The sequence below is a fragment of the Kitasatospora sp. NPDC101183 genome, from assembly GCF_044767945.1.
Lineage (GTDB): Bacteria > Actinomycetota > Actinomycetes > Streptomycetales > Streptomycetaceae > Kitasatospora.
This window is the reverse complement of sequence record NZ_JBIWOW010000044.1, coordinates 25452-41290: the sequence shown is the minus strand read 5'-3', so window position 1 is coordinate 41290 and position 15839 is coordinate 25452. Positions and strand designations below refer to the sequence as shown.

Here is a 15839-nt window from a genome sequence, read left to right as displayed (position 1 = left end):
GTCCGACAACCGCTCACCCGCAGGCGCCTTGACCTGCCCCACCCTCGCCACACCACAACCAACGAGGCTCAGGCACCAAAGTCACCGGCATTGGGCCTAGGGCGGGCCCGAAGGCGCCGCCCCCGTACGCCGGTTTGCGTCCGCGCGCCCGTGCGCGCGCCTGGTCGGGCGGGCGCGGAGGGGCCCATCGTGGTACTCACGGCCCGCTCGCCGCCCGGCCTGGCCCCGGCCGGCTCGCGGGCCGTCCAGATCTCCCGGACTTCCCGAGGAAATCTCGCCCCGACGGGCAACCCGAACCCCCCGCCACCGCGTTCAGCAGCCGTGAGAACGACAACGACGACGCGGACACCAGGGCGGGGACGGCGGGATGAGGCACGCGACACCGGACTTCACCGAGTTCGTCGCCGCCTGCGGTCCCAAACTGCTGCGCACGGCCTGGCTGTTGACCGGGGACCCGCACCAGGCGGAGGACCTGCTGCAGACGGCCCTCGCCAAGGTCTGGCCCCGCTGGGACCGGATCGCGCCCGACCGGCCGGAGGCGTACCTGCGCAAGGTGCTCGTCACCTGCCACGTCTCCTGGTGGCGGCGCCGCTGGACCGGGGAGCTGCCGCACGGCGAACTGCCGGAGCCGCCGCCGAGCGCGGACCCGTACGAGGGGGTGGTGCTCGGGCAGGTGGTCGCCGAGGCGGTACGGACGCTGGCGCCGCGTCAGCGGGCCGTGGTGGTGCTGCGGTTCTTCGAGGACCTGAGCGTGGAGGAGACCGCCGAGGTGCTGCGCTGCTCCACGGGCACCGTCAAGAGCCAGACGCACCGCGCGCTCGCTCTGCTGCGCGAACGGCTGCCGGGGCGGGAGCTGCTCCTCGACGGGCCCGGGGGGCGGCGTGAGTAGGCCCGGACCGCCCTGGGACGAGGACCGGCTGCGCGAGCTGCTGCACCAGGCCGTGCCCCCGCTGGAGACCCCGGACGACCGGGTGCGGCAGGTGCTCGCCCGGGCCGGACGCACCCGGCGACGGCGGCGGGCCGCCGGGCTCGGGGGCGGGCTGGGCGCCGGGCTGCTCGCGGCGGTCCTGGCGGCCGCGCCCGCGATCGCCCCGCCGCCCGGGAGCGGCGCGGCGGAGCCGGGGGCCCGGCCGACGGCGCGCGCGGAACCGCTGACGGCCACGGTGTTCCCGGTGTACGACCTGACGGTGGACCTGCCGCCGGGCTGGCACGCCCGCAGCGTCGCCGCCGACCCCGATGACGCCATCGGGCACCTGGCCAATCTGCCCTTCGACCCGCACTCCTCCTGCCCGGCGAACGTCGGCTCCTGCTCGCCGATCGGGCCGCTGCCCGCCGACGGCGCCGTCCTCACCGTGCGCTTCACCAAGGGGCAGCAGGAGGGCGGGGCGACGCTCGCGCCCGACGGCCCGTCCGAGATGCAGCTCGACAAGGACTGCAGCACCCGCGGCGGCTCCCGCGAACTCGTCGGCCACCGCCTCGTCGGGCGGTCCGAGAAGGGCGGGCTGATCGAGATCACCGCCTGCCTGAAGGAGCCCGGCGAGCGGACCCTGCGCCAGGTGCGGCAGGTACTCGACTCCGTCCGGGCCGCGAGCGCCACCGACGGCGCGGCCGTCGCCGAACAGGGCTGACCCCCGCCACCCACATCACGTGAAGGAACCGATCGCCATGTCCCTACCCCGTCGCGCCCTCTTCGGGCTCGCCGCACTCGCCCTCGCGGGCTGCGCGCCGACGACGCCGACCGCCGCGCCCTCGTCCACGCCCGTGTCCACCCCGGTACCCGCAGCGCGGCCCGCTCCGCCCGAGCTGCCGCGCCAACTGCCGGGCGTCGGGCCCAGGCTGCTCGCCGCGGTACCCGCCGGGACGCGCCAGGCACTGGTCGTCACCGGGGACGGGCCCGAGGCCGACACCGGGCACGCGGTGCTCTACCGCGACGACGGCAACGGCTGGCTCGCCGGGCCCTCCTGGCCCGCCCGCAACGCCCGTCGCGGCTGGACCGCCGACCACCGCGAGGGCGATCTGCGCTCCCCCGTCGGCGTGTTCGGCCTCGGCGACGCCGGCGGGCGGCTGCCGAACCCGGGCACCCGGCTGCCGTACGACCGCAACGACGCCTTCACCATCGACGGCACGGGCTTCGCGGGCGAGCCGCTCGCGGGCTCCTTCGACTACGTCGTGGCCATCGACTACAACCGGGTGCCGGGCACCTCGCCCCTGGACACCCGGCGCCCGCGCGGCGGGCGGTACGGCGGCGGGATCTGGCTGCACGTCGACCACGGCGGGCCGACGCACGGCTGCGTCGGGCTGCCGGTGGAGCGGATGCGGGAGCTGCTGCTCGCCCTGGACCCGGCGCTGCACCCGGTGGTGGTGATGGGCGACGCGCAGTCCCTCGCGGGGTGAGGTGACGACGCGGGCCCACCCCGCGAGTCCCGCGGGGGCGTAACCCGGGCGGCGCAGTCTCGTTGGACCGGCCATGAAGAAGCGCAGCATGCTCGCCGTCGCCTCGCTGGCCGTGGGGGTCGTCGCCTCCCTGACCGCTCCCTCCGCGCACGCCAGTGCCGTCGGGGGGCAGGAGGGCCTGCCCGGTCCGCTGTCCGGCGCCCCCGAGGTGCTGCCGGATCACATCGGGGACGCCGGTGGCGTGGTCGGCGAGGCCACCGGGTACGTCACCGGCTCGGCGCCGGGCCTGAGCGGGATCACACCCGCCTGATCGCGCCCCCTGATCGCGCCCCCTGACCACACCCCCCTGACCACACCCGCCCGATCACCGGCGGTACGGCTCAGGGCATCGGGGCCGCGAGGTCCTGCGTCCAGTAGGTGCCGTTCGGGGTGGTCGCGACGCCGATGCCGACGTCCTTGAAGCCGCAGTCCAGCAGGTTGGTCTGGTGGATGCCCCGGTCCATCCAGCGGGCGAGGACGGTGGCGGGGGTGGCCGGGCCCCGGTCGAGGTTCTCGCCCCACTGGGACCAGCGGTAGCCGCTGGCGGTGATCCGGGCGTCCGCGCGGACGCCGTCGGGGCCGGTGTGGTCGAAGTAGCCGCGGGCCGCCATGTCGTCCGTGTGCTTCTGGGCGGCGGCGTGCAGCCGGGGGTCGATCCGCAGCGGGCCGCAACCGGCCTTGGCGCGCTCGGCGTTGACGAGGTCGACGAGCTGGCGCTCCGGGTTGGGCGGCGGCGCGGTCGGCTTGGCGGTGGTCGCCGAGGGCGTCGGGGTCGGGCTCGGCTCGGTGGCGGGCGTCTCCGTAGCGGTCGGCGTGACGACGGTCGACGCCGGGGTGTCCGGGGCGGCGGCCGCCGGGACGGCGGGCGCGGGCGCGGTGTGCTGCGGCGGCTCGCCGTGCGGCCAGACCAGGGCGAGGGTGGTCACCGCCAGGACGGCCGCCGCGCCGCCGGTCAGCGCCGCCTTGAGGCCGACGGCGCCCGCCCACCCGCTGTGGCCCGCCGCCGCGCCCCCGGCGCTCCCCGCGTGCTGGGCGGCCGCCGAGACGGCGGTGGCCGCGGTGTGCAGCAGGGCGGGCGGGGCCGCAGGGAGCGGGACGAGGGCGAGGCCGGCGAGCAGCCCCTCGGCGGGGAAGAGGTCGCGGCCGAGGCGGTCGCAGTCGGCGCAGCCCCGGACGTGTCGGACGATCCGCTTGCGCCACACGGTGTTCGGGGTGCCGTCGAACCCGGCCGTCAGCTCGGAGAGTTCGGGGCAGCGGGGGTAGGCCCCGAGGACGCGCACGACGACGCGGCCGGCCTCCAGTTGCTTCTTCATGCGCTGGACGCGGACGGCGGTGTGCTGCGGGGTGAGGTCGAGGGCCTCGGCGAGTTCGGCGCGGGTGAGCTCGCCGGAGGCCTCCAGCCACCACAGGGCGAGGAGTTCGCGGTCGTCCGGGTCGAGCCAGCGGGTCGCCTCGGCGACCTCGCGGCGCTGGCCGGACAGGCCGAGGCGCAGGATGGTCAGATCGGTGAAGTCGGCGCGGGGGTCGGCGAGTTCCCAGGTCTCGTCGAGGCCGCCGACGGTGGCCTGCCGGCGGCCGTCCGCGTGGCGGCGGCGGATCTGGTTCATGGTGATGGCGACCAGCCAGGAGCGGAAGGACTCCGGGTCGCGGAGCCCGCCGAGGCCGTCGAGGGCGCGGATCATCGTCTCCTGGGCGACGTCGTCGACGTCGGCGTGGCCGTCGAGGGCGCGGCCCGCCACGTTGTAGACGAGTGGCAGCCAGGCGGCGGCCAGCTCCTCCTGGGCCTGCCGGTCGCCTGCCTGGGCCGCGCGGACCAGGGTCGTCCCGGTCCCGTTCCGCACGTCCCTGCCGTGCACCTCAGCGTTCATGGTCCGCACTCCGTCTTGCCGTGTTTCCGTCCGCCGCTGCCTCCTCGGAGACGGGTGGGGAGTGATCAGATAACAACAATGTGCGCAGAATCGGAAAATCGGCCCGGTTTTCGGAGTCCCGGGACCGACCCCGGCCCTCAGGACGGGGTGGCGAACACCTGGGTCCACCAGGGGCCGCCGGAGCCCGTCCGCACGCCCACCCCGAGCTGCTTGAAGGCGCAGTTGAGGATGTTCGCCCGGTGGCCGGGGCTGTTCATCCAGGCGTCCATCACGGCCGCCGGGTCCTTCTGGCCCCGGGCGATGTTCTCGCCCCAGGTGCTCCAGCGGTAGCCGACGGCCTCGATCCGGTGGTCGGCGTGCTCGCCCTCGGGGCTGGCGTGGTCGAAGTAGTTGCGGTCCGCCATGTCGTCGCTGTGCGACTGGGCGGCGCCGGCCAGGCGGGAGTCGGCGGTGACCGGGCCGCAGCCGGCCTTCGACCGCTCGACGTTGACCAGGTCGAGCACCTGCTGGGCGAAGCCGGGCGAGGCCCCTCCCCCGGCCGGGGCCGCCGGTGCGCCGGAGGCGGCGCGCTGGGCCGCGCCCGCGCCGCCGGCCTTGGCGGCCGTCGCGCTCGGCCTGGCGGAGGCCGAGGCCGGGGCCGTGGTGGCGGAGGCGGTGGGCGTCGGGGTGGCGCTCGCGGTGGGGGACGCCGGGGCGGTGGCGGAGGGCGTGGCCGTCGTGCCCGGGCCGGTGGGCACGACCGGGGCGACGGAGCCGAGCGCCCCGGTGCCGGGCACCTGGATGCCGTCGTGGGTGCCGACCTCGGCGGCGATCAGGTTGTCCGCCGCGATCGACTGCCCGGCGGCGTCCCGGTCGGTCTGCTTGCCACCGAACGCCGCGTACCCGGCGCCGGTCAGCGCGGCGAGCAGCCCGGTGCCCGCCACGGCCGCGACCACCGCCGTGACCGGCAGCAGCCCGCCACGACGCCTCCCCCGGCGCCCGCCCCCGCCGTGGCGCCTGGCCGCACGGCGCGAGGCCCGGCCGCCCACGGCCGGGAGGACGGTCGTCTTGTCGTCGCTGTTCACGTGGTCACGCTTTCTGTCCGGGGCGGCTGGTTCGGATGCCGACACCTGGGAGACCCCCGGGCGGCGGGCCGATAACGGAAAACTCCGAACGGATGTCCGCAGGGCCGGGAGGCGGCGGGAAACGGATGCATGCGCGGGGCTGTGGAGCGAGCTGTTGTCGGGGTGGCGTCAATTCAAACCTCCGGCGGCCGCAGCCCGCTCCGGACCGGGGCGAATCGGCCATTCTCGACGATCCCCCCGTCGGACGATCCGTGGGCGGACGGGCGCCGTTAGGTTGGCAATGACAACGAGACGCGCCCGCCGGACGGCCGGCGCCGCATCGACGAGAGGTGCCCGCCCATGAAGGTGAGCGTCGACCGGGACCGCTGTTGCAGCTCCGGCATGTGCGTCACGAACGCCCCCGACATCTTCGACCAGGACGACGACGACAGCCTGGTGAGGCTGCGTCAGACCTCCTTCCAGCCCGAGCAGTTCGACGTCCTGCGCCTGGCCGCCGAGCTGTGCCCCGGCGGCGCGATCCGCGTCGTCGAGGACGGGGAGAACTGACCGAAGGAGCACCACCGGCCCGTCCCGCCGCCCGTCCCCCGGCCCACACCCCCAAGGACTCCGCGACGCTAGGAGACCCACGCGTGACCACCACACCCACCGCCCCGCTCGTCCCTATGCCCTCCCCCCACTCCTCCCGGTGCCCGTTCGGCCCGCCGCCGGAGTACACCGAGGCCGCCGCCACCGCCCCGGTCACCCGGGCCAGGATGGCCGACGGCGAGTCCTGCTGGCTCGCCACCGGCTACACCGAGGTCCGCACGATCCTCTCCGACCACCGGTTCAGCGCGGACGCCCGGCACCCGGCCTTCCCCTTCCTGCTGCCCGGGCGGCGCGAGCTCGTCGCCGCCAACCCGACCTTCCTGCGGCTGGACGACCCCGAGCACGCGCGGCTGCGCCGGATGGTCACCGGCGACTTCCTGGTCAAGCGGGTCGCGGCGCTGCGCCCCGACATCCAGAAGGTCGTCGACGACGCGCTGGACGCGATGACCGAGGGCCGCTCCGAGGCCGACCTCGTCGCCGACTTCGCGCTGCCCGTGCCGTCCCTGGTGATCTGCCTGCTGCTCGGCGTCCCGTACGGGGACCGCGCCCGCTTCCAGGGGCTCAGCCGCGTCCTGCTGAGCAACAACGCCGCGCTGGAGGAGGTGACCGCCGCCTCCGACGAGCTGCGGGACTACCTGACGGAGCTGGCCGCGACGAAGCGGGAGCACCCGGAGGACGACATCATCAGCCGCCTCGCCGTCCGGGACGACCTCACCCCGCGCGAGGTCGCCGCGACCGGCGTGCTGCTGCTCGTCGCCGGGCACGAGACCACGGCGAACATGATCGCGCTCTCCACGGCCCTGCTGATCGACGATCCCGAGCAGATCGCCAAGCTCGCCGACCCGGCGATGGTCCCCGGCGCCGTCGAGGAGCTGATGCGCGTCCTGAGCATCATCGACAACGGGCTGCCCCGGGTGGCGACGGAGGACGTGGAGCTGGGCGGCGTCCTGATCCGGGCCGGGGAGGGCGTGATCGCGATGCTCTCCACCGCCAACCGGGACGAGACGGTGTTCGGCGGCCCCGGCCACCGGCCCGTCGACGAGGTGGACCTCGGCCGGGACTCCCGGCGCCACCTGGCCTTCGGGTTCGGCGTGCACCAGTGCCTCGGGCAGCCGCTGGCGCGGGCCGAGCTCCAGATCGCCCTGGCCACGCTGTTCCGGCGGCTGCCGGGCCTGCGGCTGACCGTGCCGCGCGAGGAGCTGGCGTTCCGCACCGAGTCGCTGATCTTCGGGATGCGCTCGCTGCCCGTCGCCTGGTAGCGGGCACGCGGGGTCCACGGCCTCTGCGGCCTCTGCGGCCTCGGAGGCCTCCCGGCTGGCCCCGGCGCCGGGGCGGGGGCAGGCTGGTAGGGCGAACTCGGCCGGCCCGCCCGCGCACCGGCGCGCCCGGACCGGCCGAGCAGGACCCGAGAGGACGGAGCCCGCGATGACCGACATGAGCGCACGGTCCGAGCCGAGCACCGACCGTGACGAGGACGTCCGCGCCGCCGACCCGGAGGAGGGCGTCACCTCGATGCAGAACGTGCACGCGCAGGACACCTCCCAGGCGGAGGGCGAGGACATGATGGACGAACCCGGCTCCCCGTACTGAACCGGTACCGAACCCCGGTACCGAACCCCGGTACCGAACCCCGGTACCGAACCCCGGTACCGAACCGTACCGACGAGGACCGGAGACCTCCCGAACACCCCGGAGGCACGACCGACCAGGACCGCCCGGTACCGCCGGGCGGTCTCCGCGACCGCTGGTCGCGCCGCCCCCGCGGCGCCCCACCGGCGGGGAGGGATGGGCGCATGACGGAACACGATCAGGCGGGCCGGCAGGCCCGGCCCCCGACGGACCCGCGCACCTCGTGGGCGACCTGGACCACCCAGTCGATCATCAGCGGCCCCGGCGGGGTGACCACCGCCGAGGTCGGCCCGATCTCCGGCGACCTCACCCTCCACACCACCTGGGTGGACGGCGAGGCCCGGCTGACCGTCCAGTACACGGGCGCGCTGGACTGGTACACCGTGGACGGCAGCCCGGTGCCCGCCGGGGACGAGACCACCGCCCGGGCGATCCACCAGGCGATGGTCAACGGCGTGAAGCAGGGCGGGGGCGCCACGGCCCCGTGACCCCCGCACGTCGTCGCCCGCGGTCCCGCGCGAGCAGGGACCGCGGGCGACGGCGCGTCACGGCAGAGGGTGCGCGTGCACCGGCAGGTGCGGGCTCTGGTGGCCGCCGCTGGCGAGCATCCGGACCTCCCCCGCCGCGCTGATCTCGGCGCGCACGATGCCGCTCTCGTCCTCGTACACCGGGTGCCCGCCCGGACCGGTCGCGCTGGTGCGGGTGACCACCACCACGTCCTGCGGGGCCTGGGTGCCCGGCGTCCCGGGGAAGGTGAGCGCGTAGCGGTTGACGGACGTCATCGGAAGGCTCCTGCCTGGTCGCGCCGCCGGCCTACCCGGCGGGCTGGGCGGCCCGGGCGGCGGCGCCGCGGACCTCCAGTTCGGCGAGCAGCTGCGCGGTGGCCTCGGTGACGGCCTCCACGGCCCGGTCGAAGGCCTCCCGGTTGTGCGCCGCCGGGGCGCGGAAGCCCGACACCTTGCGGACGTACTGCAGCGCGGCGGCGCGGAAGTCGTCCTCGTCGGCGTCGGGGGTCACGGGCGGGCGCAGCGTCTTGATGTTGCGGCACATGCCCCCAGTGTCGCGCGCCCGGCGCACGCGGGCGACCCCCTTCCGACACCCCGTCCTCATGCGCGCGACATCCGGCCGGAACACGGCCGGAACGCGACCGGATTAGGATGCCGGACGAACCAATCGACTCCGCCGCCCGCGCACTCCGGTCCGCGCGGGCGGCTCCCTGCTGCTCGGAGCCCCGCCTTGCCTCTCGCGCTGGTCGCGCTGGCCGTCACCGCGTTCGCCATCGGCACCACCGAGTTCGCCGCCATGGGGCTGCTCCCCCAGGTCGCGGACGACCTGCACGTCTCCATCCCGCAGGCGGGATGGCTGATCTCCGCCTACGCCCTCGGCGTGGTGATCGGCGCCCCGCTGCTCACGGCGCTGGCCTCCGGCCGGCCCCGCAAGGCGGTGCTGGTGGCGCTGGCCGGGCTGTTCGCCGCCGGGAACCTGCTGTGCGCGGTGGCCCCGGACTTCTGGACGCTCGCGGCGGCGCGGCTGATCACCGGGCTGCCGCACGGCGCGTTCTTCGGGGCGGGCGCGGTGGCGGCGGCCGAGCTGGTGGCGCCGGACAGGCGGGCGCGGGCGGTGGCGGTGATGTTCTCCGGGCTGACCGTCGCCAACATCGTCGGCGTGCCCGCCGCGACCCTGCTCGGCCAGCACCTGGGCTGGCGGGCCACCATGCTCGTGGTGGTGCTGATCGCCGCCGCCGGGACGCTGGCCATCGCCCGGCTGGTGCCGCACCTGCCCTCCCCCGGCCAGGCCGGGCTCCGGCACGAGCTGCGGACCTTCCGCAGCGGGCAGTTGTGGCTGGCGCTGGCGACGGTGGTGTTCGGCTGCGGCGGCATGTTCGCCTGCTACAGCTACATCGCGCCGCTGCTGACCGAGGTCTCCGGGTACGCGACCGGCTCGGTGACGCTGGTGCTGGCCCTGTTCGGGGCCGGGATGACGATCGGCAACGTGCTCGGCGGCTTCGCGGCGGACCGGGCGCTGCGGCCGACGGTCTGCGTCTCCTTCGTGCTGCTCTCGGCGACGCTGGCGCTGTTCGCGCTGACGGCGCACGCGCGCTGGTCGGCGGCCGTCACGGTGGTGCTGATCGGCCTGTTCGGGTTCGCGATCGTCCCGGCGGTGCAGACCCTGGTGATGCGCAAGGCGCGCAGCGCGCCGACGCTGGCCTCGGCGACGGTGCAGGGCGCCTTCAACCTGGCCAACGCGCAGGGCGCGTACTTCGGCGGGCTGGCGCTGGACGCCGGGTACGGCTGGACCGCACCGACGCTGGTGGGCTCGGGCCTGGCGGCCGCCGGCGCGCTGATCGCGGTGCTCGCCTGGGCGGCGGACCGGCGCCGGCCCGCCCCCGTGCCGGTGGAGCGGGCCGCCTTGGTCAACGCCCGCTAGAACCAACGCCGTTCCGTGAGGTGTGAGGTCTGCCTGTCAAGGCCGATGGGCAAAGCAGTGGAGCTGCCGTGGAAGAGGTCTGTGACTCCAGGACATCCTCACCACGGGAGCTCCGCTGGTGGAACAGGCTGCCTGCCGTAACCGGGGCGCGGTGCATCGACGTCCTGCCCTGCTCCTGTGCGTGGAAATGTCCTCGCCGTATCTGAATGCCCGCTCCCTACGACAGCGAGCCGGCGGTCACGCTTCACCTCTGTTCGGGGACGCAGCGAGCACGATCGTCATACAACCCGGCGGCACGAACCAAGCCGACTTGGAAATCGTCGACACAGAAGTGCTGACCGTACCGGGGCATTCCGCCGACCTGATGGCGGAGACCGCGGAGACCGGCCTTTGCGCCCAGATAGCTCCGACCGTGCCGGACGGGGTTGCTGATTCGGAATCAGCAAGTCGGATAATGCTACCCTGAGCCGCGACGGGCTCCGGCGGGGGGGACATCGCTTGGTGGGCAGTGCATCCGGGGGCGCCGGATGATCGAGCGTGCAACACAGAATCTGTCTCTGCCCCCCGCTCTCCGTCCAGGCCGCACAGGGGAACTCGAAAAGCACGGCACCACCATGAGCGCTGCAGTCCTGATGGTGATGCACCGGCTCAACCGGACGTTTCCCCTGCGGCGCGGGCAGCAAGCGATGGCGTCGGTCCTCGGGCCGGGCGCCACGATCCGGACGGTGCTCCTGGCGTCCTCCCCGCACACGCGTTGACCATCAACTACCTGAAGGGGTGCGGCATGCCGATCGTGCACGAGAACAACCAGGTGGAACTCGTCCTGGACGACTACAACCGTCTCTACCTGGGCGAATCGATCGATGGCCTGGATCTGGCCTTCGCTCCGTGGGACATCGGGGACGTGCAGCAGTGCGTGAAGGCCTTGCATGAGGGCGGACATGTCACCGGACCCGTCCTCGATGCCGGATGCGGCTCCGGTCAGAACAGTGTTTTCCTCGCCCAGCAGGGCTACCAGGTCACCTCCTTCGACTTCTCCCCGGTCGCCATCGAGGCCGCTGCGGCTCTGGCCCGCAAGCACGACCTCCCGGACGACAACCCTCGCTTCGTCGTCGCCGACGCCACCGCCCTCGACCTCCCCGGCCGATTCGCCACCGTGATCGACAGCGCCTTGTACCACTGCCTGACCCTGGAAGAACGCCGCGCCTATCTGGCCGGGTTGCGACGCCTGGCTCTGCCGACCGGTCGCCTCCTGATCACCTGCTTCGCCGACACCGCCCCGGCCGGGATGCCTGGACCGTTCCGCATCAGCCAGGAGGAGTTGCACCGGGAACTCCCCCGCGCAGGGTGGGCCATTTCCCACATCGAACCAGGTACTTATGAAACCCGGTACGTGCCGCAGAAGGTGCAACAACTGGCTGAGCAAGCCGGCGGCCCCGACCTCGATGTCGCCGGAGTCCCGCTGACCGATCGGGGAAACGTGCTCCTGCCTGCGTGGCGTGTGACCGCGCATGTCGACGCCGATTTCGTGCAGCAGTAAGAAGCGATCGCCACCACCCAGGACATCCTCGTCCACGAGGTCTGCGGCGAAGGCGTTCCTGAAGTCCGGAACCCTCGGTGAGGACCGGGTCCTTCGGGAGAACAGCACCGAGTGGTGTGGTGCGGGAAGTTGGGGCCGGTGTCCTGCGCCGGGCAGGGCACCGGCAGGTTGCATGAAGGGGTTCTCGGTCAACCGGTCGGCGTCTACGGCTGGTTCGCCGGGTCGTCCGCAACCGGCAGCAGCGTGCCGTCGGCGTTGCGGCTAGAAGGCCTCGCGGTGGGCGGCGGCGAGCAGCAGGTACCCCTCGCCGTTGGCCTTGATGCCGGCCTTCTCGTCCTCGGTCAGCTCCCGGCGGACCTTGGCGGGGACGCCGGCGACCAGGGAGCCGGGCGGGACGACGGTGCCCTGGGTGACGACGGCGCCGGCCGCGATCAGCGAACCGGCGCCGACGCGGGCGCCGTTGAGGACGGTGGAGTTCATCCCGACCAGGACGTCGTCCTCGACGGTGCAGCCGTGCAGCACCGCGTTGTGGCCGACGGAGATCCGCTCGCCGACGACCAGCGGGAAGCCGGGGTCGGCGTGCAGGCTGCAGTTGTCCTGGATGTTGGTGCCCGCGCCCACGGTGATCGGCCCGGCGTCGCCGCGCAGCACCGCCCCGTACCAGACGCTGGCGCCCGCGCCGACCGTCACGTCCCCGATCACGACGGCGCCCGGTGCGACGAAGGCGCTCGGGTCGACGTCGGGCGTCAGGCCCCCGACTGCGGCGATCAGCGGTTCGGGCATGTCTCGTCCTCCTGTCAGGCGTTCGATCACGGGTCAGCCTAGGGCCTGGACGGGCTCCCGGGGCCGGAAGATCCGCACAGGGCCGTGGTGGTGACCCGGCTCCAGGCGGCGCGGGCGGCGGCCTCGTCCGGGACGTCGTACGGGGAGGTGGAGGCGGCGACCTGGCGGCGACCGTCCGGGGAGGACAGCATCATCGTCATGTACCCGGGGATGCCGCCCGCGTGGCCCCAGTACGTCCCGCAGGGGGTGTCCAGACGCTGGAGGCCCAGCCCGTACGTCCGGCCCTCGCCGTGGGTGCTGGTCTGCTCCATCGCGGCGAGTTCGGCCGGGCGCAGCAGGTGGCCGCCGAGCAGGGCGTGGAGGAAGGCGGTGAGGTCGGCGGTGGTGGAGACGATGCCGCCGGAGGGGCCGGCCATCGAGGGGTTGAGGGCGGTGACGTCGACGGGGCCGGTGCCGAGCTTGAAGTAGCCGTGGGCGTGCGGGCCGGGAATGAGCGGGAAGTCGGCGGGGGCGGAGGTGCCGCTGAGGCGCAGCGGGCGGATGATGCGCCGGGTGACCTCGTCGTTCCAGCGGTGGCCGGTGAGCTTCTCGATGATCATCGCGACCAGGATGTAGTTGGTGTTGGAGTAGGACCAGTCCTGCCCGGGCGCGAAGGTGGGCGGGTACGTGTTGGCGATGTCCACGAGGTCACGCAGGGAGTAGGACCGGTAGCGGCGGGTGGTCAGCCAGCCCTGGTCGTAGAAGTCGAAGGCCGGGTCCCTGGTGTAGTTGGCGACGCCGCTGGTGTGGTTGAGGAGTTGGCGCACGGTGATGTCGGTGCTGTTCGGGACGATGCCGGGCAGCAGGCACTCGAGCCGGTCGTCGAGGTCGAGGCGGCCCTCGCCGACGAGTTGGAGCAGGGTGGTGGCGACGAAGGTCTTGGTGGCGCTGCCGATCCGGAAGCGGCCCTGGGGGTCGGCGGGGGCCCGGCTGTCGAGGTCGGCGACGCCGGCGGCGTCGCGCCAGGCCAGGCGGCCGTCCTGGCGGACGGCGGCGAGGGCGTTGGTGGAGTAGCCGGTGTCGGTCATGCCCTTGAGGGCGGCGTCGGCGTCGGCCCAGGCTGCGCCGTGCGCGGCGGGGTCGCCCTCCTCCGTCTCGTAGGTGTCCTCGACCTGGCGGCCGTCGACGGAGTAGTGGGCGGTGTGGCAGCCGAGGGTGGTCGGCGGCTCGGCGGGAGCCGCGACGGCGGCTGGGGCGAGCCCGGCGAGCAGGCCGGTGGCGAGGGCGGCCGCGAGGGCGGTGTGGCGCACCGCCCGGCGGCGCGCGGAGGTCGGGTCGGTGGGCATGCGTCCCCCAGGTCGGGTCGAGGCTGCGTGTCGGCCGTCAACTCCCCTGGCGTGGGCGGCCGTTGCCATGATGGCAGCGCGCCCCGCCGCGGTCCTCCGCCTCGCGGGGTAGGCCCTACCCCGATCCGACCCCGACCCGACCCCGAGCCGCACCCCCGGTCCTCCCGGGGGCGCGGGCCCGGCGGGGTCAGGCCAGCGGGGCCTTCTCGCGCAGGATGGCGATGAAGGCGCCCAGCCAGGCCGGGTGGTCGGGCCAGGCGCGGGCGGAGACGACCACGCCGTCCACCACGGCCTCGCCGTCGACGAACTCGGCGCCGGCGGCCTTGATGTCGGGGGCGAGCGCCGGGTAGGCGGAGCTGCGGCGGCCGTCGAGGACTCCGGCGGCGGCGGTGATCAGGGGGCCGTGGCAGATCTGGGCGACGGGCTTGTCGGCCTCGAAGAAGTGCCGGGCGATCCGCTGCACCTCCGGGTCGTTGCGCAGGTACTCGGGGGCGCGCCCGCCGGGGATGACCAGGGCGACGTACTCGTCCGGCTGAACGTCGGCGAAGGCGATGTCGGCGGGCCAGGTGTACCCCGGCTTCTCGGTGTAGGTGTCGTAGCCGTCGACGAAGTCGTGCACCACGAACTGGAGGCGCTTCTTGCTCGGGGCCGCGATGTCGACCTGGTAGCCCTCCTCGCGCAGCCGCTGGTACGGGTAGAACACCTCCAGCGATTCGGCGGCGTCCCCGGTGACGAGCAGGATCTTGGATGTCATCGCCGACATTCCTCCACGTGGTCGGGCCGCGGACCTCGTCCGGGCGCCGGGCGGTGGGCCCGGTGCGGGCCCGGCGCCCAACCTCCCGCACCGGCAGGCCCGTTGGCAACAGGGCGCACCGGGCGCACCACGGCGCGTACACGCGGGCGCGCGCCGGTGGCCGGTCGTGTGCGCCGGGTCACCGCCCGGCTGGGGAGGAGGGCGAACCGCCGCCTAGACTCCTGCTGCTGCCAGCGCGAGACGCACCACCGGAGGAGCCCATGACGGACCGCACCACGTACCTCGTCCTGCCGGGCTACCAAGATTCGGGCCCGGGGCACTGGCAGAGCCTCTGGGAGGCCGCCGAGCCGGAGGTGTTCCACCGCGTCGCGCAGGCGGACTGGGACCACCCCGAGCAGGGCGACTGGGTGGCCCGGGTGGACGCGGCGGTGAAGGCCGCCCCCGGCCCGGTGGTGCTGGTCGCGCACAGCCTCGGCTGCATCACCGTCGCCCGCTGGGCCGTCGGGGCGGCGGCGGAGCGCACCGGGGCCGTCCGGGGCGCCCTGCTGGTGGCCCCGGCGGACGTGGACACCGCCGAGGTGCCGGAGCTGGTCAACTTCCGGCCGGTGGCGCTGGGGGCGCTGCCGTTCCCGGCGGTCGTGGTCGCCTCCACGGACGACCCGTGGGTGAGCCCCGCCCGGGCCCGGGAGTTCGCCGCGGCCTGGGGCGCCCGGTACGTCGAACCGGGCGCGTACGGGCACCTCAACTCCGACTCCGGACTGGGCGACTGGCCGCTGGGCCGGGAACTGCTCGCCGAACTGTGACACCACTGACGGGGGGACGACGTGGGTGAGGGGAAACGGCCGCGACGGCGCTCGAGGCGCCTGCTGAGGCGGCTGCTGGCGGCGGCCGGGCTGGCCGCCGTACTGCTGTACACCGAGGGCCAGTGGGAGAGCCGCTCCGGCGGCCGGATGCTGGTCGCGGACCTGCTCAACCGGCCGGGCCTGATGCTCGGTTCGGCCCTGGCCGCGCTGATCGCGGCCGCCTGGCTGGGCGACCGCCGCACCGCGCTGCGCACCGCCACCCGGGCCGTCACGGTGACGGCCGGGGTGGTGTTCGTGCTGGGCGCCCTGGCCGTGCACAAGGTCTCGGCCGCCGAGACCCGCAGCCGGGAGGACGCCCCGGCCTCGCAGCAGCGGACGCTGGTGGTCGTCCACCGCTCCTATCCGGACGGGCCGCACGCCGGGGAGCACTGGCAGGTCCTCCTGGAGGAGGGCCAGGGCTGGTCGGCCCGCCGCTGGTCGCTGGCCGACGTCGGCGGCGGGCCGGACGACGCCCGGCTGGTGACGGCCCGCTGGTCGGGCCGGGAGCAGATCACCGTGATCACCGACTCCTACCAGCGGGTCTTCAACCTCGACCAGGACAGCGGCGAGCCCGTCGAGGCCCGCTGAG

At 74.5% G+C, this 15839-nt stretch carries 20 protein-coding genes; 13 read left to right on the top strand and 7 right to left on the bottom strand.

Annotated features, from left to right (window positions below; translation table 11 throughout):
• The first annotated feature begins 367 nt into the window (after positions 1–367).
• The 4 genes from ACIRRS_RS36520 to ACIRRS_RS36505 all read left to right on the top strand — a co-directional run bounded on the left by ACIRRS_RS36520 (position 368) and on the right by ACIRRS_RS36505 (position 2704).
• Positions 368–889 carry a SigE family RNA polymerase sigma factor gene (locus ACIRRS_RS36520; protein WP_402980712.1) on the top strand — a complete coding sequence of 174 codons (522 nt, stop codon included), beginning with the start codon at positions 368–370 and terminating at the stop codon, positions 887–889.
• Positions 882–1628 (top strand): hypothetical protein, encoded by a 747-nt coding sequence (locus tag ACIRRS_RS36515; protein WP_402980709.1) that lies wholly within the window; start codon positions 882–884, stop codon positions 1626–1628. The genes ACIRRS_RS36520 and ACIRRS_RS36515 overlap by 8 nt, the downstream gene beginning before the upstream one ends.
• 37 nt (positions 1629–1665) lie before the next feature.
• A complete protein-coding gene (locus ACIRRS_RS36510) occupies positions 1666–2394 on the top strand; it encodes a L,D-transpeptidase family protein (protein WP_402980706.1) in 729 nt (242 codons plus the stop codon).
• 73 nt (positions 2395–2467) lie between these two features.
• A complete protein-coding gene (locus ACIRRS_RS36505; protein WP_402980703.1) occupies positions 2468–2704 on the top strand; it encodes a hypothetical protein in 237 nt (78 codons plus the stop codon).
• 70 nt (positions 2705–2774) lie between these two features.
• On the opposite strand, the gene ACIRRS_RS36500 is transcribed toward ACIRRS_RS36505, so the two are convergent.
• Together ACIRRS_RS36500 and ACIRRS_RS36495 are read right to left on the bottom strand one after the other, a co-directional pair.
• Positions 2775–4301, bottom strand: coding sequence for a sigma-70 family RNA polymerase sigma factor (locus ACIRRS_RS36500; RefSeq protein WP_402980700.1), 1527 nt, complete (start codon positions 4299–4301; stop codon positions 2775–2777).
• A gap of 137 nt (positions 4302–4438) precedes the next feature.
• On the bottom strand, positions 4439–5365 hold the full coding sequence (locus ACIRRS_RS36495; RefSeq protein WP_402980697.1) for a CAP domain-containing protein: 927 nt from the start codon (positions 5363–5365) through the stop codon (positions 4439–4441).
• A 339-nt stretch (positions 5366–5704) separates the two neighbouring features.
• Here ACIRRS_RS36495 and ACIRRS_RS36490 point away from each other — a divergent pair, with 339 nt between their 5' ends.
• The 4 genes from ACIRRS_RS36490 to ACIRRS_RS36475 all read left to right on the top strand — a co-directional run bounded on the left by ACIRRS_RS36490 (position 5705) and on the right by ACIRRS_RS36475 (position 8067).
• Positions 5705–5911, top strand: coding sequence for a ferredoxin (locus ACIRRS_RS36490; protein ID WP_402980694.1), 207 nt, complete (start codon positions 5705–5707; stop codon positions 5909–5911).
• A gap of 116 nt (positions 5912–6027) precedes the next feature.
• Positions 6028–7209 carry a cytochrome P450 gene (locus ACIRRS_RS36485; RefSeq protein ID WP_402980691.1) on the top strand — a complete coding sequence of 394 codons (1182 nt, stop codon included), beginning with the start codon at positions 6028–6030 and terminating at the stop codon, positions 7207–7209.
• Positions 7210–7375: 166 nt separating this feature from the next.
• The gene (locus ACIRRS_RS36480; protein WP_402980688.1) at positions 7376–7540 is read left to right on the top strand and encodes a hypothetical protein; all 165 of its coding nucleotides are present in this window, start codon (positions 7376–7378) and stop codon (positions 7538–7540) included.
• Between the two features lie 203 nt (positions 7541–7743).
• Positions 7744–8067 (top strand): hypothetical protein, encoded by a 324-nt coding sequence (locus ACIRRS_RS36475; RefSeq protein WP_402980685.1) that lies wholly within the window; start codon positions 7744–7746, stop codon positions 8065–8067.
• 57 nt (positions 8068–8124) lie between these two features.
• Here ACIRRS_RS36475 and ACIRRS_RS36470 read toward each other — a convergent pair whose 3' ends face one another.
• Both ACIRRS_RS36470 and ACIRRS_RS36465 read right to left on the bottom strand, forming a co-directional pair.
• Complete coding sequence (locus ACIRRS_RS36470; protein ID WP_402980682.1) at positions 8125–8361, bottom strand: DUF6296 family protein; 237 nt, start codon at positions 8359–8361, stop codon at positions 8125–8127.
• Positions 8362–8392: 31 nt separating this feature from the next.
• The gene (locus ACIRRS_RS36465) at positions 8393–8629 is read right to left on the bottom strand and encodes a DUF2277 domain-containing protein (protein ID WP_402980679.1); all 237 of its coding nucleotides are present in this window, start codon (positions 8627–8629) and stop codon (positions 8393–8395) included.
• A 186-nt stretch (positions 8630–8815) separates the two neighbouring features.
• Between ACIRRS_RS36465 and ACIRRS_RS36460 the strand changes: the two genes are divergently transcribed.
• The 3 genes from ACIRRS_RS36460 to ACIRRS_RS36450 all read left to right on the top strand — a co-directional run bounded on the left by ACIRRS_RS36460 (position 8816) and on the right by ACIRRS_RS36450 (position 11546).
• Positions 8816–10006 carry an MFS transporter gene (locus tag ACIRRS_RS36460; protein WP_402980676.1) on the top strand — a complete coding sequence of 397 codons (1191 nt, stop codon included), beginning with the start codon at positions 8816–8818 and terminating at the stop codon, positions 10004–10006.
• Positions 10007–10533: 527 nt separating this feature from the next.
• Positions 10534–10764, top strand: a complete 231-nt coding sequence (locus tag ACIRRS_RS36455; RefSeq protein ID WP_402980673.1) for a hypothetical protein — start codon at positions 10534–10536, stop codon at positions 10762–10764.
• A 26-nt stretch (positions 10765–10790) separates the two neighbouring features.
• Entirely contained in the window at positions 10791–11546 is a 756-nt protein-coding gene (locus ACIRRS_RS36450) for a class I SAM-dependent methyltransferase (RefSeq protein WP_402980670.1), read from the top strand.
• A gap of 261 nt (positions 11547–11807) precedes the next feature.
• Here the strand turns inward: ACIRRS_RS36450 and ACIRRS_RS36445 are convergent, their stop codons facing one another.
• The 3 genes from ACIRRS_RS36445 to ACIRRS_RS36435 all read right to left on the bottom strand — a co-directional run bounded on the left by ACIRRS_RS36445 (position 11808) and on the right by ACIRRS_RS36435 (position 14408).
• On the bottom strand, positions 11808–12329 hold the full coding sequence (locus ACIRRS_RS36445) for a gamma carbonic anhydrase family protein (protein ID WP_402980667.1): 522 nt from the start codon (positions 12327–12329) through the stop codon (positions 11808–11810).
• Positions 12330–12367: 38 nt separating this feature from the next.
• Positions 12368–13654, bottom strand: a complete 1287-nt coding sequence (locus ACIRRS_RS36440; RefSeq protein ID WP_402980664.1) for a serine hydrolase domain-containing protein — start codon at positions 13652–13654, stop codon at positions 12368–12370.
• Positions 13655–13841: 187 nt separating this feature from the next.
• Positions 13842–14408 (bottom strand): DJ-1/PfpI family protein, encoded by a 567-nt coding sequence (locus ACIRRS_RS36435; protein WP_402980661.1) that lies wholly within the window; start codon positions 14406–14408, stop codon positions 13842–13844.
• A gap of 260 nt (positions 14409–14668) precedes the next feature.
• On the opposite strand from ACIRRS_RS36435, the gene ACIRRS_RS36430 reads away from it, so the two are divergent.
• Positions 14669–15211 (top strand): RBBP9/YdeN family alpha/beta hydrolase, encoded by a 543-nt coding sequence (locus ACIRRS_RS36430; protein ID WP_402980658.1) that lies wholly within the window; start codon positions 14669–14671, stop codon positions 15209–15211.
• Positions 15212–15232: 21 nt separating this feature from the next.
• A complete protein-coding gene (locus tag ACIRRS_RS36425; RefSeq protein ID WP_402980655.1) occupies positions 15233–15838 on the top strand; it encodes a hypothetical protein in 606 nt (201 codons plus the stop codon).
• Position 15839 lies beyond the last annotated feature (1 nt).